This is a genomic window from Mesorhizobium sp. IMUNJ 23232, from assembly GCF_044326205.1.
Classification (GTDB): Bacteria; Pseudomonadota; Alphaproteobacteria; order Rhizobiales; family Rhizobiaceae; genus Kumtagia.
The window spans coordinates 26,169-40,645 of record NZ_JBIRCY010000001.1; the positions used below are offsets into that span (position 1 = coordinate 26,169).

Below are 14,477 nucleotides of genomic sequence, written 5' to 3' on the forward strand. Positions count from 1 at the left end.
TGCCCTGCCCGCCGGCGGGAAGCCGCATCAATGCCTGAAATGCCGGACGCCGGTAAACACCATGGCGATGCCATGCGCGTCGGCGGCCGCGATCACGTCCTCGTCGCGCATCGAGCCGCCCGGCTGGATGACGGCGGTCGCGCCAGCCTCGACCGCTGCCAGCAACCCGTCGGCAAAGGGGAAGAAGGCGTCGGAGGCGACCACCGAGCCTTTTGTCAGCGGCTCGGCCAGTCCGGCAGCCTCGGCCGCGTCCAGCGCCTTGCGAGCTGCGATGTGGGAAGAGTCGACGCGGCTCATCTGGCCGGCGCCGATGCCGACCGTCGCACCGTCCCTGGCGTAGACGATGGCGTTCGACTTCACATGCTTGGCGACGCGGAAGGCGAAGCGCAGATCGGCCAACTCCGTCTCGCTCGGAGCACGTTTCGTCACCACCTTCAGGTCGAGCGCGTCGACCACCGCATTGTCGCGCGACTGCACAAGCAGACCGCCGGCGACCGATTTCACCGTGATCCCGGCCGTGGCAGGGTTCGGCAAGCCGCCGGTCACCAGCAGGCGAAGGTTCTTCTTCGCGGCGATGATCGCCAGCGCTTCCTCGCTGGCCTCCGGCGCGATGATCACCTCGGTAAACGTCTTGACGATCTCTTCCGCCGCCTCGGCGTCGAGCAGCCGGTTGACGGCGACGATGCCGCCGAAGGCCGAGACGGGATCGCAAGCGAGCGCCTTGGCGTAGGCCTCGCGCAGCGTGCCGCCGACGCCGACGCCGCAGGGGTTGGCGTGCTTGATGATGGCGACCGCCGCCGACTGCGTGGGATCGAACTCGCCGACCAGCTCGAAGGCGGCGTCGGTATCATTGATGTTGTTGTAGGAAAGCTGCTTGCCCTGCAGTTGCCGGGCGGTCGCCACGCCCGGCCTTTTGTCGCCGGTGACGTAGAAACCCGCCGACTGGTGCGGGTTCTCGCCATAGCGCATGACTGTCTCCAGTTTTCCGCTGAAGGCGCGCCAGGCGGGGTGCTCGACCTCCAGCGTTTCGGCGAACCATTGCGAGATCGCCGCGTCATAGGCCGCGGTGCGGGCAAACGCCTTGGCCGCCAGTTTCTTGCGGAACTCCAGCGTCAGGCTGCCGGTGTTGAGCTCCAGCGCGTTGAGCACGGCGGCATAGTCGTCGGGTTCGGTGACGACGGCCACATAGGCGTGGTTCTTCGCCGACGCCCGCACCATGGCCGGCCCGCCGATATCGATGTTTTCGACCACTGACGGATAGTCCGCGCCGGAGTGGCGCACCTCCTCGAACGGATAGAGATTGACGACGACGAGGTCGATCGGCTCGATGCCGTTCTGCCGCATCGCCGCGGTGTGCTCGGGATCGTCGCGCACGCCGAGCAGGGCGCCGTGGACCGCCGGATGCAGCGTCTTGACGCGCCCGTCCATGATCTCGGGAAAACCCGTCAGTTCCGACACGTCGCGCACGGCGAGACCGGCGGCGGCAATCGCCTTGGCCGTTCCGCCCGTCGAGACCAGTTCGATGCCGAAGCCGGTCAGCGCCCGCGCGAATTCGACGAGGCCGGCCTTGTCGGAGACGGAAAGCAGCGCGCGGCGGACCATGACGAGATCGGGCGCGGGGATTTTTTTCGAGGCAACGGCCATGGGAGGGTCTTTCGCGACGGGGCGTTGGGTGCGACCTAACACGGGCTGGCCGGAAATCAAGGGAGTCGCGGGCCGGGGATCATACCTGCGGCATCGCCGGTTCGCGGCGTTTCTTCTGGAATTGCCATTGCGCCTCCGGCACCTCGGAAGCCCGGAACGCCAGCACGATCTGGCGGCTGCGGCGCGGGCCGCCGAGCGCGGCGAAGAAGATCGATTCCTCGACCCGCGGCGCAATGTTGGTGGAAAAGAACCAGCGGTCGGCGTTAGGCGGCGCAAGCACCAGCCGCCCCTGGTTGTCGCGGAACAGTTCCACCTCCGGATGGAGATGGAAACGGATGGCCACCGCATCCTGTTCGGAAGCCGGCCCGCCCTGCAGCGTGAAGCGGTCCAGGCCGGCCAGCGTCTCGCCTTCCGCCGAGAGCGTCAGCCGGCGTTCGTGGTAGATGCCGAAACGCCTGACATAGCCGTCGTGGCCGGCGATAAAACCCTGGGCGCCCGGCTGGTCGAGCCGGTCGCAGCGCACTTCGTGCGGCCCGTCGACCAGCGGCGCGCCGATGATGCTGCTGATGCGTTCCGGATGGCTGAAACGCGCCAGCGACGTATCGTTGATGGAGGCGGTGGAATGCGCGGCGGTGGCGCGGCCGAGCGGGCGGAATTCTTCCGCGCCATAGGTGTCGACGCCGGCATTGACGACGAACTGGTGCCGGCCCGACGACAGCTCGAAGGACAGGCAGCCGGCGTGCGCGGCCTCGGCGACCTCCAGGGGCGGCGGCGCGCCGGTGTCGGCGATCACCACCGTTCCGCCCATGGAAAGCCGCTCATAGCCGGAATGCGGCGCATGCAGCAGCGGCGCGCCGGCCGTGTCGTCATGGCGCAGTATGGCGGCCACGCGTTCGTGGATGGTGACGCCCATGCCGTTGAAATGCGCGAGGCTGCCGTCGGCATGGCGGAAGAAGCGCAGCGCCGGCAGCATGCGTTCGACCGCGCCGATCAGCGCCCCCGGCGGGGCTTCCGCCTGGTTGGCGTAGGTCTGGCGCAGCGGCAGGAGATCGGCCAGCAGTTCCATGACCGCCATCGGATTGCGCGAGATGTGGCCGCCGTCGGGCAGGACCTGGCGTTCCAGTTCGTCCGCGAGGTTGCGGGTGGCGTTGCGCAGCGCCGAGGGCGGTGCGGGCAGCGAGAGCGCGGCATAGGCCAGCGCGATGCGGGCGCGCAATTTGCCCTCGCCGTCCGGCATTTCCCGCACCACCGAGCGGAGGTAGCGGATCTGCATCGCCAGCGATCTCAGGAACGAGCGATAGAAGGCGAATTCGGCGCCTTGCAGGACCACCGACGAATGCTGCAGCCAGGCGATCAGGCGCTTGGCCGTCATCGCCGGCTCCCACGCGACGCCCGCAATGTGCGAGCCGTGCGCCGCGATCCAGTCGGACACCAGCGCGCGGGCGTTGGCGGCGGCGAGTTCGGTGCCGGCGGCGCGCATGTGGCGAAGCCAGCGAAACCCGTTCAGGGACTTCAGCCAGCCACGATCCGTCACGTCCAGCAGGAAGGGCGAACGGCCCCCCGTCTCGACCATATGGCCGCTCAGCGGAAAACGGCCGTGATAGATTTCCACCGCCACCTGCGGGTCGGCGAGGCGCAGGTCCGGCGGTGCGATCAGCACACGCTCCGGCGTGCGGCCGCTGTAGCGCCAGCGGTAGAGCGGGCCCGTGCGCAGGCGACGGCGACCCCTCCGCCAATATTCCCTGGCGACCAGCGTCCACAGACGCCTCGTGCTGGCAGCCGCCAAAAATTGCTCCTGGGCTTCGGCTAATTCGCGCCTTGTAGATGATTCAGCCGATGCTGCGAAGGCGAAACGAGATGTTTGGCCGAGCCGGCTCAGATGCTGCGGCGCAGGCGCGCGGCGAAAAATCCATCCATGCCCGAAAGCGATGCGTCCGCCATCGGCATGTCCGCCGGCGTGGTGCGCAGCCAGCCCTCCGGCGTGATGAAATCGTCGATCCCGGCGAATTCGCCCCGTTCGATCGGGTCGGTAGCGAAATCGGTGCTTTGCGAAAGGAACTGCCGGATCATCTCCTCGCCCTCCAGCGGATCGAGCGAGCAATTTGAGAAGACGATCCTTCCGCCGGGCTTGAGCAAACGTACGGCATGATCCAGCAAGCGGCGTTGCAGGCCGGCAAGCTTCTCGATGTCAGCGGGCGACTTCGTCCACGGCACGTCCGGATGGCGGCGCACGGTGCCGGTCGACGAACAGGGCGCATCGAGCAGCACCGCGTCGAACGTCTCGGGCGGCATCCAATCGATGGCATCGGCCTGGACGATCTCCGCCTTCAGCCCGAGCCGGTCGAGATTGGTTTGCAGCCGCGCCAGCCGGCTGCGCGAACTGTCTACGGCGGTGACGGTCGCGCCGGCCGCGGCAAGCTGGGCCGTCTTGCCGCCGGGCGCGGCGCAAAGGTCGGCGACGCGCAGCCCCGCCACATCGCCAAACAGTTTTGCCGGCAGCGCGGCGGCCGCATCCTGCACCCACCACGCGCCCTCCGCATAGAAAGGCAACTCGGCTACGGTGGCGGGCAGCCTGCCGACCCGGACAGAGCCCGTCGGCAGCACGACGCCGCCGAAAATGTTCGCCCAGTGCTGCGGATCAGTCTTTACGGTGAAGTCCGTCAGCGACTCCAGCCGATGCGCGGCAAGGATTTCTTTCGCGCGCTCAGGACCATACGCCTCGCGCAGCCGCGCAACAAACCAGTCGGGCGCATCCGTCACTGCCGCGAGGGTTTCTGGCAGGTCGGCCGCCTTGTCGCGGGCAACACCCCTCAGCACGGCGTTGACCAGTGCCGCGAAACGGGCGGTGCGTGGGTCGCCCTTCGCATGCGTCACGGCAAGGTCGACGGCTGCGCTGTCGGGCACATCGAGAAACAGGATCTGCGCCGCGCCGACATGCAGGATGTGCGACAGCGTCGTCGCGTTGGCCGGCAGCGGCGAGCGCAGCCGCGCCGACATCAGCGCCTCGATTGTTCTGCGGTAACGGAGCGCGGTGACGAGGATGGCGCGGACCAATCCGCGGTCGCGCTGGTCGAGTGCCTTGAATTGCGGATGGCCGTGCTCCTGGTCGGTCAGGCCGTCGAGCGGCGTCTTTGCATCGACCACCGCCGCGAGCAGCCGCGCCGCCGCCATGCGCGCGGCGAGGCCGGGTGCGGACGGCTCGGCAGGCCGGCCCGGCTGGGAGGAAGAGTGCTTGCTGCGTCGTCTGTCCCGCGGCGGCGATCCTTCGCCGCTCACGACCAGCGGCCCTTGCCGCTCTTCGGACCGGTCGGGTTGCGTCCCCAGGGATTGGCCTTGGGTTCAGGCTCCGGGTCTGGCTCGGCGGGCGCAGCCGATGGGTTTCCCCACGGTCCGCCTGTTGAGGCAGGCTTGCGGGCAGGCGTCTCGGCGCGTGGCTGGGGACGAGGCTGGGCGGCCTGGTCCGAGCCGAACTCCTGCGTCATCGCCTCAAGTGCGGCGATGCGGTTTTCCGTGTCCGGGTGCGTCGAGAACAGATTGTCCATGCGCTCGCCCGACAGTGGATTGATGATGAACAGCGGCGCGGTCGCGGGATTGCGCTCGGCGTCGTCGTTGGGGATACGCTCGACGTTGCGGGCGATCTTGTTCAGCGCCGAGGCCAGCCAGAGCGGATGGCCGCAGATCTCGGCGCCGCGCCGGTCGGCGGAGTACTCGCGGGTGCGGCTGATCGCCATCTGCACGATAGCGGCGGCGAGCGGCGCCACGATCATGGCGACGAGCACGCCGATGAAGCCCAGCGGATTGTTGTTTTCGCGATTTCCCCCGAAGAAGAAGGCGAAGTTGCCAAGCATGGAGATCGCGCCGGCAAGCGTGGCGGTGATCGTCATGGTCAGCGTGTCGCGGTTCTGCACATGGGCGAGTTCGTGCGCCATCACGCCGGCGACTTCCTCGTAGGAGAGGCGGTTGAGCAAGCCGGTGGTGGCGGCCACGGCGGCGTTCTGAGGGTTGCGCCCGGTGGCGAAGGCGTTGGGCTGCGGATTGTCGATCAGATAGACCTTCGGCATCGGCAGGTTGGCGCGCGCGGCGAGGTCGCGCACGATGCGGTAATATTCCGGCGCGTTGCGCTCGTCGACCTCGACCGCGTGGTGCATGCGCAGCACCATCTTGTCGGCGTTCCAGTAGCTGAACAGGTTCATGCCGGCGGCGATGAGGAAAGCGATCATCATGCCGCCCGAGCCGCCGATCAGATATCCGACCCCCATGAACAGCGCCGTCATCAGCGCCAGAAGCATGGCAGTCCGCATCATGTTCATTGAAAGCTCCTTGCAGGTCGATCCCAGAGGATTTGCTGCTATATGATGGGGGAGACGCGAGGTTGTTTCAATGATTTCCGACGAAGACGCAATGGCCGTACCCGCCGGCGAAGCGGCAGCAAACCCGCCGGCTTCCAACGGTCCATCGCAAGCAAGGCCGCTGACGGCCGCGGCCCGCAGGGCGCTTGACGAAGCGGCGGCGCGCCGTGCCCAGACCGAAGCGCGGGTGGCCGCCATGCCGCGCGAGTTCGGCGGCCGCCGCGGCGAGGAACCGGTCCGTTACGGAGACTGGGAAATCAAGGGCATCGCCAGCGATTTCTAACGTTTCGTGGTTCGGTCGGGGCCGCGCCCAGCCTGCCGAACGAACTGTCCAGTCGGAACAAAATCGGCCTCCGTCGCGTTTTGGACGACTTCTTTTCCAGATGCGGGGAGGCAATCCATGCTCATTCGGCTCGGCTATGAAATCGCGATTTCCTGCCCTCAGCCGACGCCGGTGATCTCCCTTCTCGAAATCCACCGTGACCGTCAACCCGACATCAAGCGCCAGACCCGCGTCCTGACCTCGCCCTCGGTGCCGACGCGAATTTACACGGATCTCTTCGGCAACATCTGCCGCCGGTTCAGCGCCCCCGCGGGCGGCGTGCGCATCCTCTACGATGCCGTCGTCGAGGACAGCGGCGAGCCGGACGCGGCAAATACGCTGGCGCAGGAAAGCCTGGTCGAAAACCTGCCCGACGATGTGCTGGGCTACCTGCTCGGCAGCCGCTATTGCGAGACCGACCATCTGATGGGACCTGCGTGGCAGCTCTTCGGCCATCTTCCGCCGGGTTGGGCGCGCGTGCAGGCGATCGTCGACTATGTCCATGCGCGTCTGTCGTTCGGTTATGGCTATGCCCGCGCGACCCGAACGGCGGCACAGGCGCATGAGGAGCGCGTCGGCGTCTGCCGCGACTTCGCGCATCTGGCAATCACGTTCTGCCGCTGCATGAACATCCCGGCGCGCTACGTGAACGGCTATCTCGGCGACATCGGCGTTCCCGCCGACCCGGCGCCGATGGATTTCAGCGCCTGGATGGAGGCCTATCTCGACGGCAAGTGGTACAGTTTCGATCCGCGCCACAACATTCCCCGCATCGGCCGCGTGGTGATCGCGCGCGGCCGTGACGCTACCGACGTGCCGCTGCTGCATACGTTCGGGCCGCACTCGCTGTCGACCTTCAAGGTCTGGACCTATGAGCAGGAGACGTCGGCGACGCAGGCGCCGGTGAGGGCCATCAACCGTATGATCGGCACGCATATGCTCTCATAGGTTGAATTTTCTCGACTGAGACAACCTTCTCAACTATGTTTGCTCTTGCGTGATTCATGGAAAAGGAATAAATTCCTTTTCCATGAATCACCATACCTTCCTTCGCCGTGGCATTTCGGCCCTGCTCGCAGCGGTGGGGATCATCGGCGTGTTTCCGTGCAAGGCAGGGCTCGCCGCCGCAAGCTTCGCAGGGCCGGTAGAGGCGCGAGTGCTTTCGGTTCTCGACGGCGACACCTTTGTCGCCGAGACGCATGTGTGGCCGGGGCAATTCGTTCGGATCAATGTTCGTATTCGCGGGGTAGACGCGCCGGAGATGAAAGGCCGCTGCGCATCCGAGCGGCAAGCGGCGCGGCAGGCGCGCGACGTGCTGTCGCTCATGCTGGGCGACGATCCCATCGTCATCTCCAACATCGGCGGCGCCAAATATTACGGCCGGGTGCTGGCCGACGTGTTCACGGCCGAGGGCGAGGAGGTCTCGCGGGTCCTGATCGAGGAAGGGCTGGCCCGCCCCTACAAGGGCGGCAAGCGGCAAAGCTGGTGCGAATGATCCGCCGCGATACAGCGCCGCCGTCCCGATATGGCACATTCTTTCCGGCGCTCGTAGGTCATGGTTAACGCTTGTCAACCAATAGGGCAGGCGCCTGGCCAGCGCTAACCATAACTCCGGGCGACAGTCAGCAATTTCAAAGAGTTGAGACTTCTCCTCGGCTCTCGGCCGGCAACGACTGATCCAGGCCGGAATCCTGCAATGCGCCTTGCGAACGGTTGGCGGACCGTCGGCATGGAGGCGGCAGATGAATTCTCTCGGATTGAAGCTCGCGGCGATTCGTTTCGCCGAGGATCGTAGCGGCAACTTCGCGGTGCTCTTCGGCATGTCGATGATGACGGTCATGATGGCGGCTGGCTTCGGCGTCAACCTGACGCAGGCTTATCATGTGCAGTCCAGCCTTCATGCCGCGCTCGACGCCGCCGTGACCTCGACGGCCCGCGACATCACGACCGGCGTTATCAAGAAAGAAGACGCGCGTAAGGAGGTGGAGAAGATCCTCTCCGCCAACGCCGACGGCAAGTTCGCCGACAAGGGCGCTTTCGTGCTCGACACGCTGACAATCGATGACAGCGCCAAGACGCTGGAGGCTACGGCCCACGCCTATGTCGACCCGGCCTTCCCGTTGTTCGGCTATGATCCGAAGGTGGCGATCACTTCGGCCGCCCTCTATTCCGACAAGAAGGTCGAGATCGCGATGATGCTCGACAATACGTGGTCGATGGATCCGAAGTGGGCGTGGGGGCATGACAAGATCGGAGACCTCAAGAAGGCTGCCACCAACGCGGTCAAGCTGGCGCTCGCGCAGAACCGCGACCCGAAAAATCCACGCGTGCGCGTGGCGCTGGTCCCCTATGCGGATGCGGTCAACATAGGCGATCTCGCCGACCAGGCGAGCTTTTTTGAAACTGCCACCGGTCCGGACGTTCCTCCCTCGAACTACGTCATCAGTTCGGTGAAGCGGCTGGACAACTGCGTGACCGAGCGCAAACGCATAGACGGCAAGCCGGACTTTACGGACGACGGCCCGCAAGAGGAACGGCTCGGGCTGGACAAAAAATGGTATAAGGCGCTGGTCAACCGCGATAACCGATTGAAGCGTAGCGATGGGCAGAAATCCTGTCCCGATGGTGTGCTCGTGCCACTGACGGCTGATGCTGACAAACTTCTTGACTCGATCGAAGGATACAAAGCGGTTGGTGTCACCGCGGGCGCAATCGGAATACAGTGGACCTACTATATGCTGTCGCACCGTTGGGCGAATGCGATAAAGGACGCGTCGATGGGTAAGGGTCCGTCAGACTACGACCCGAAGAAGACCACCAAGGTGGCGATCCTGATGACGGACGGCGTGTTCAACACCGCATTTGCTGGTGTTCCCGCCGGCGGAGAACGCGACAGTTCGGTATCGAAGACCAAGTCGGCGAGCTACGCCAAAAGCCTGTGCAAGAACATGAAAAAGGACGAAATTCAGGTCTTCACCATCGGTTTCGACCTCGACAATGTCGACAAGGACGGTGCGGACCCGAAGGAGGTCAAGGCCATGCTGAAGGCATGCGCGAGCCCGGACACCAAGACCGTCAAGCACTATTTCGAAGCGTCGACAGGCGCGGAACTGGATGCAGCTTTCGCCGAAATCATCCGCAACACCGAACGGCTGGCGCTCACCAAGTAGGCGCTTCCGGCGTTAACGACCCAAAGAAAAAGGCCTCTGTCCCGACCGGGACAGAGGCCTTCCGTGTCTTTCGTCCAGCGCGGCCGTCAGCGGCGATCCCTGGGGATCACCTGCCGCACGTGATCGCGCTTCAGCGGGAAGACTGCTCCCCGAAAAGGCAATCCGCCGAGACCACACGCTGGGAAACGAATACACTCGACATCGGATCACCTCCTTTCGATTGGTTGAACACATGCATATGATGGGGTCTCGCCGCCGGTTTGGCAAGAGCGGCCGCAACCTGCGGGCGTGCAAGCAGATTTGCAGGCGTTGAACGAGGGGTCAGGTCAGAGGCCGGGCGGGTTTGAAAACTGCCCGATGGGGGTGGGAATGGACGCAGGCGACAGGGCGATCCGTATCATTCGGGCGGTGGTGGATACGCTGAGGCCCGGGTTCGCGGTCAGGCTCTGGACGGGGGAGCGTCTCGGCCCGCCAACCGGCGCGACGATTGTGCTCAACGATCAGGCCATCGTCTGGCGTCTGCTTCGCTATCCCAAACTCGATACGCTGATCGAGATGTGGGTGTCGAAAGCGGTCGACATCGAGGGCGGGACGCTCTTCGACATCTTCGAACGCCGCTCGGAAGGCAAGCTGAGAGCAAAACTCAAGACCTTGCCAAAACTCGGGCTGCTGCGCGACTTGCCAATGATCCTGTTTTCGGGAAACCCGACACGGAAAACCGCGGAGCTTGCGGGCCGTGACCCCTTCGTCAGCGGCTCCAGCGCCGAGGCGATCCGCCACCACTACGACATTTCCAACGCCTTCTACCGGCTCTTTCTCGACGAGCGCATGGTCTATAGCTGCGGCTACTTCACCGATTTCGCCAATGGCATCGACCAGGCGCAGGCGGACAAGCTGGAGCACATCTGCAGAAAACTTCGGCTGAAGCCGGGAGACCGGCTGCTCGACATCGGCTGCGGCTGGGGCGCCATGCTGATCTACGCGGCAAAACATTATGGCGTGACCGGCCACGGCGTGTCGCTGTCGGAGCGGCAGACCGAGCTTGCGCGCGAGCGCATCCGCGCGGAGGGGCTCGAGGACCGCATCACGATCGAGATCAAGTCCTACACGGAACTTAAGGGCAGTTTCGACAAGATCTGCTCGATCGGCATGTTCGAGCATCTGGGCATCGCCAACCATGCCACCTATTTCGCCAGCGTGCGCCGCCTGCTGAAGCAGGACGGCATCTACCTGCATCACGCGATCACAAGGCGGTCGAAAGGCACGATGCGCAAGACGCTGAAGAAGGGCGCGGAATACCGGGCGATCATCAAATACATCTTTCCGGGCGGCGAACTCGACACGATCGGCATGACGACCGGCAATCTCGAAGCGCACGGGTTTCTCGTCTACGATGTCGAGAATTTGCGGGAACACTATGCCCGCACCTGTCGGCTCTGGGCCGAGAGGCTGCAAAACCGTTTCGACGAGGCGGTGGCCGAGGTGGGCGAAGCCAAGGCGCGGCTGTGGCTGCTCTATCTCACCGGCTGCTCGATCACCTTCCAGCGCGGCTCGACGCAGATTTTCCAGACGGTGGCGGTCAAGCGCGGCAAGGGCCTCAGCATATTGCCGCCGACGCGGGCGGATTTGTATCGATAGAGTTGGAAACGCTACCGCCTGTCCGCCGAGCCACCTCGACGAGGCCCTACAGGAAGCGCATCGGCGCGCCAAGCGAGACCCGCGCCGGCCTGTCGACGGTGCAATAGACGCCCATATTGTGGGCATTGTGGCGCACCAGGTTGCGCAGGATATTGGGATCGTTGTCAAAACCGTCCTGCGCAATGATGGTGAAGCCGCAGCGGCGGCACGGTTCCGAGATCGTCAGTTCCAGGTCGCCCACAGCCAGCCGCCGGCCGATCCATTCCGTCTCCGGGAACGATCCATCGACCTCGGGCATGTCGACCACGATGTTTGGCCGAAAACGCCGGGCATCGGGATCGCCCTGCGGGTGCAAGGCTTTCAGCCGTGCCATTGAAGCGGTGGTGAGCAGATGCACCGGCGCCTTGCGGTAGCGTTCCGCGGTCAGCGGGCCGGCATAGGCGTCGGAAGCATATTTTCTATCGAACGGACGGATGGATACCGCAAAACCGAGATAGTCTGATACAGCCTCGTCGCTTTCGACGCCCGGCGCCGACAGCCAGCTGCTCTCCGGCGTTGCGATTTCCAATAGACCATCTGGCGAGAGCCGCGTCTTGATGTGCGGCACCTTGTGCCATTTGCGGTCGCCGTCGGGCCGGGCGATCTCGTCCGTCGGGGCTTCGACCAGGCCGAACAGACGATCACCCTCGGCGCCTGAAGCGCCGATATCCAGAATTCCTACCTGCTCGCCACCCAGCGAACTCGCCGGATAGCGCCAGAGACCACTAACCCGGCCGATCTCTTCCATTCGCGGCCTCCAGACCGAGGGTCTACCCTTTCTTGTTCTGACGGTTGGCGACGAGGTCGTCGACCACCGCCGGATCGGCGAGCGTCGATGTATCGCCCAGCGCGCCAAAATCGTCTTCGGCGATTTTTCGCAAAATGCGGCGCATGATTTTCCCGGAGCGTGTCTTCGGCAGGCCGGGCGCGAATTGCAGCTTGTCGGGCGAGGCGATGGCGCCGATTTCCTGGCGCACATGCGCGACCAGTTCCTTGCGCAATTCGTCTGATCCCTGCTCGCCGGCCATCAGCGTCACGTAGCAATAGATGCCCTGGCCCTTGATGTCGTGCGGGTAACCGACGACCGCGGCCTCCGAGACCTTCGGGTGGCTGACCAGCGCCGACTCCACTTCCGCCGTGCCCATGCGGTGGCCGGAGACGTTGATCACGTCGTCGACGCGGCCGGTGATCCAGTAGTAGCCGTCCTCGTCGCGGCGGCAGCCGTCGCCGGTGAAATATTTGCCCTTGTAGGTCGAGAAATAGGTCTGCACGAAGCGCTCGTGGTCGCCATAGACGGTACGCATCTGCCCCGGCCACGAATCGCTGATGCAGAGATTGCCGCTGACGGCGCCCTCCAGCAGCTTGCCGTCGCCGTCGACCAGTTCCGGCTTGACGCCGAAGAACGGCCTTGTCGCCGAGCCGGCTTTGAGGTCCGTGGCGCCCGGCAGCGGCGTGATCAGGATGCCGCCCGTCTCGGTCTGCCACCAGGTGTCGACGATTGGCACCTTCTTGTCGCCGACGACGTTGAAATACCACTCCCAGGCTTCCGGGTTGATCGGCTCGCCGACCGTGCCAAGCGTGCGCAGCGACTTGCGCGAGGTTTTGGTGACATGACCGTCGCCGGCGCCCATCAGCGCGCGCAGCGCGGTGGGCGCGGTGTAGAAGATGTTGACCTGATGCTTGTCGATTACCTCCCAGAAGCGCGACTGCGAGGGATAGTTCGGTACGCCTTCGAACATCAGGGTGGTCGCGCCGTTGGCGAGCGGCCCATACACGATATAGCTGTGGCCGGTGACCCAGCCGACATCGGCGGTGCACCAGTAGATGTCCCCGTCGTGATAATCGAAGACATACTGGTGGGTCATCGAGACCCAGACCAGATAGCCGGCGGTGGTGTGCAGGACGCCCTTCGGCTTTCCGGTCGAGCCGGAGGTATAGAGGATGAACAGCGGGTCCTCCGCCTTCATCTTCTCCGGCTTGCATTCGGCCGGAACCGAAGCAACCTCGTCGTGGTACCAGACGTCTCTACCCGGCGCCCAGCCGACCTTGCCGCCGGTGCGGCGCACCACCAGCACGTTCTTGACCATGACATGCTGGCGCGCCGCGATGTCGATCGCCTTGTCGGTGTTTTCCTTGAGAGGAATGGTCTTGCCGCCGCGCAGGCCCTCGTCGGCAGTGATCACGAAGGTCGATTCGCAGTCGACGATACGGCCGGCCAGCGAATCCGGCGAGAAGCCGCCGAAGACGATCGAATGGATGGCGCCGATGCGGGTGCAGGCGAGCATCGCATAGGCGGCTTCCGGGATCATCGGCATATAGATGGTAACGCGGTCGCCCTTCTTGACGCCGTGCTTCTTCAGCACATTAGCGAGCCGGCAGACGTGGCCGTGGAGTTCCTTGTAGGTGATCTTCTTGTCATCATAGGGGTTGTCGCCCTCCCAGATGATCGCCACCTGGTCGCCGCGCTTCTTCAAATGCCGGTCGATACAGTTGTAGGAGACGTTGGTGCGGCCGTCCTCGAACCATTTGATCGAGACCTTGCCGTTGTAGGAGGTGTTCTTGACCTTGGTGAAGGGCTTGAACCAGTCGATGCGCTGGCCGTGCCTGGCCCAGAACTTGTCCGGATTCTTGATCGAATCGGCATACCATTTCAGGTAGGTCTCGTTGTCGATCAGGGCGCGCTTCTTCCACGCGGGCTGGACCTTGTGGACATGCACTTCGGACATTCTTTTCCCTCCCTTGCGCCGCGACCCATCTGCCATGCGCCGCAACCCGGCGCCAGCCGGTCCGTGATTTGGCCGGCATTATTATCAATTCGCCGGAAACGACAATATTAGACGTTGGGGGCGCGTGGCGGGATGCCGCATCGGCCCTGATTCAGGCGCCGCGATATCTGTTAGCACTCAGCCGGCTTCGCTGCCAAGTTACTGAAATTCTTGACAGAACCGGGACGCCGGGAGCAAATTTGTTAATCGACAGGTAACCGTTGCGTCGCACAATTTGCTTGGGAGGATTGTTCGGCGCTCGAGACGAGGACCGCCATGCGAACCGCTTCCGAAATGGAACTGATGCTCCAGGGCTACGGGCTGACCACCGCGAAGATCCTCTATCATTATCCCGACCATCCGCATCTGCTGCAGACCTACGTCTGGCAGGATTTCGACCTCGCGCCGAAATTCCCGATGCTGTTCAAGTTCCTGGACTTCTGGCAGGAAAAGCTGGAAGGGCCACTGCACTCGGTGGCCTACACCCATCGACGGCTGATCGCGCCCAATGAATGGCGCAAGGTCGACGGCGAGATCGTGCTGCACTGAA

General features: G+C 64.3%; 12 protein-coding genes. 6 read left to right on the top strand and 6 right to left on the bottom strand.

What is annotated here, in order from left to right:
* Positions 1–27 precede the first annotated feature (27 nt).
* The 4 genes from purH to htpX form a co-directional block, all read right to left on the bottom strand.
* Entirely contained in the window at positions 28–1,644 is a 1,617-nt protein-coding gene (gene purH, locus ACH196_RS00125; RefSeq protein ID WP_396643877.1) for a bifunctional phosphoribosylaminoimidazolecarboxamide formyltransferase/IMP cyclohydrolase, read from the bottom strand.
* 79 nt (positions 1,645–1,723) lie between these two features.
* The gene (locus ACH196_RS00130) at positions 1,724–3,430 is read right to left on the bottom strand and encodes a heparinase II/III family protein (RefSeq protein ID WP_396643879.1); all 1,707 of its coding nucleotides are present in this window, start codon (positions 3,428–3,430) and stop codon (positions 1,724–1,726) included.
* 89 nt (positions 3,431–3,519) lie between these two features.
* Entirely contained in the window at positions 3,520–4,926 is a 1,407-nt protein-coding gene (locus tag ACH196_RS00135; RefSeq protein WP_396644415.1) for an RsmB/NOP family class I SAM-dependent RNA methyltransferase, read from the bottom strand.
* Positions 4,917–5,954, bottom strand: a complete 1,038-nt coding sequence (htpX, locus tag ACH196_RS00140; protein WP_396643880.1) for a zinc metalloprotease HtpX — start codon at positions 5,952–5,954, stop codon at positions 4,917–4,919. The genes ACH196_RS00135 and htpX overlap by 10 nt, the downstream gene beginning before the upstream one ends.
* A 70-nt stretch (positions 5,955–6,024) precedes the next feature.
* Between htpX and ACH196_RS00145 the strand changes: the two genes are divergently transcribed.
* The 5 genes from ACH196_RS00145 to ACH196_RS00165 all read left to right on the top strand — a co-directional run bounded on the left by ACH196_RS00145 (position 6,025) and on the right by ACH196_RS00165 (position 11,123).
* On the top strand, positions 6,025–6,276 hold the full coding sequence (locus ACH196_RS00145; protein ID WP_396643881.1) for a DUF1674 domain-containing protein: 252 nt from the start codon (positions 6,025–6,027) through the stop codon (positions 6,274–6,276).
* A gap of 117 nt (positions 6,277–6,393) precedes the next feature.
* On the top strand, positions 6,394–7,263 hold the full coding sequence (locus ACH196_RS00150; RefSeq protein ID WP_396643883.1) for a transglutaminase family protein: 870 nt from the start codon (positions 6,394–6,396) through the stop codon (positions 7,261–7,263).
* Positions 7,264–7,345: 82 nt separating this feature from the next.
* Positions 7,346–7,810: a thermonuclease family protein gene (locus tag ACH196_RS00155; RefSeq protein WP_396643885.1), complete on the top strand. Its 465-nt coding sequence runs from the start codon at positions 7,346–7,348 to the stop codon at positions 7,808–7,810.
* A gap of 247 nt (positions 7,811–8,057) precedes the next feature.
* Positions 8,058–9,485 carry a pilus assembly protein TadG-related protein gene (locus ACH196_RS00160; RefSeq protein WP_396643887.1) on the top strand — a complete coding sequence of 476 codons (1,428 nt, stop codon included), beginning with the start codon at positions 8,058–8,060 and terminating at the stop codon, positions 9,483–9,485.
* Positions 9,486–9,854: 369 nt separating this feature from the next.
* Complete coding sequence (locus ACH196_RS00165) at positions 9,855–11,123, top strand: class I SAM-dependent methyltransferase (RefSeq protein WP_396643889.1); 1,269 nt, start codon at positions 9,855–9,857, stop codon at positions 11,121–11,123.
* A 46-nt stretch (positions 11,124–11,169) separates the two neighbouring features.
* Here the strand turns inward: ACH196_RS00165 and ACH196_RS00170 are convergent, their stop codons facing one another.
* Positions 11,170–11,910 carry an MOSC domain-containing protein gene (locus tag ACH196_RS00170; RefSeq protein WP_396643891.1) on the bottom strand — a complete coding sequence of 247 codons (741 nt, stop codon included), beginning with the start codon at positions 11,908–11,910 and terminating at the stop codon, positions 11,170–11,172.
* Positions 11,911–11,932: 22 nt separating this feature from the next.
* The gene (acs, locus tag ACH196_RS00175; protein ID WP_396643893.1) at positions 11,933–13,888 is read right to left on the bottom strand and encodes an acetate--CoA ligase; all 1,956 of its coding nucleotides are present in this window, start codon (positions 13,886–13,888) and stop codon (positions 11,933–11,935) included.
* Positions 13,889–14,203: 315 nt separating this feature from the next.
* Between acs and ACH196_RS00180 the strand changes: the two genes are divergently transcribed.
* Entirely contained in the window at positions 14,204–14,476 is a 273-nt protein-coding gene (locus tag ACH196_RS00180; RefSeq protein WP_396643895.1) for an usg protein, read from the top strand.
* Position 14,477: the final 1 nt, after the last annotated feature.

Coding starts and splice junctions, on each gene's coding strand:
- purH (WP_396643877.1), bottom strand. CDS start 1,644: ATGGCCGTTGCCTCGAAAAAAATCCCCGCGCCCGATCTCGTCATGGTC.
- htpX (WP_396643880.1), bottom strand. CDS start 5,954: ATGAACATGATGCGGACTGCCATGCTTCTGGCGCTGATGACGGCGCTG.
- ACH196_RS00145 (WP_396643881.1), top strand. CDS start 6,025: ATGATTTCCGACGAAGACGCAATGGCCGTACCCGCCGGCGAAGCGGCA.
- ACH196_RS00150 (WP_396643883.1), top strand. CDS start 6,394: ATGCTCATTCGGCTCGGCTATGAAATCGCGATTTCCTGCCCTCAGCCG.
- ACH196_RS00155 (WP_396643885.1), top strand. CDS start 7,346: ATGAATCACCATACCTTCCTTCGCCGTGGCATTTCGGCCCTGCTCGCA.
- ACH196_RS00160 (WP_396643887.1), top strand. CDS start 8,058: ATGAATTCTCTCGGATTGAAGCTCGCGGCGATTCGTTTCGCCGAGGAT.
- ACH196_RS00165 (WP_396643889.1), top strand. CDS start 9,855: ATGGACGCAGGCGACAGGGCGATCCGTATCATTCGGGCGGTGGTGGAT.
- ACH196_RS00170 (WP_396643891.1), bottom strand. CDS start 11,910: ATGGAAGAGATCGGCCGGGTTAGTGGTCTCTGGCGCTATCCGGCGAGT.
- acs (WP_396643893.1), bottom strand. CDS start 13,888: ATGTCCGAAGTGCATGTCCACAAGGTCCAGCCCGCGTGGAAGAAGCGC.
- ACH196_RS00180 (WP_396643895.1), top strand. CDS start 14,204: ATGCGAACCGCTTCCGAAATGGAACTGATGCTCCAGGGCTACGGGCTG.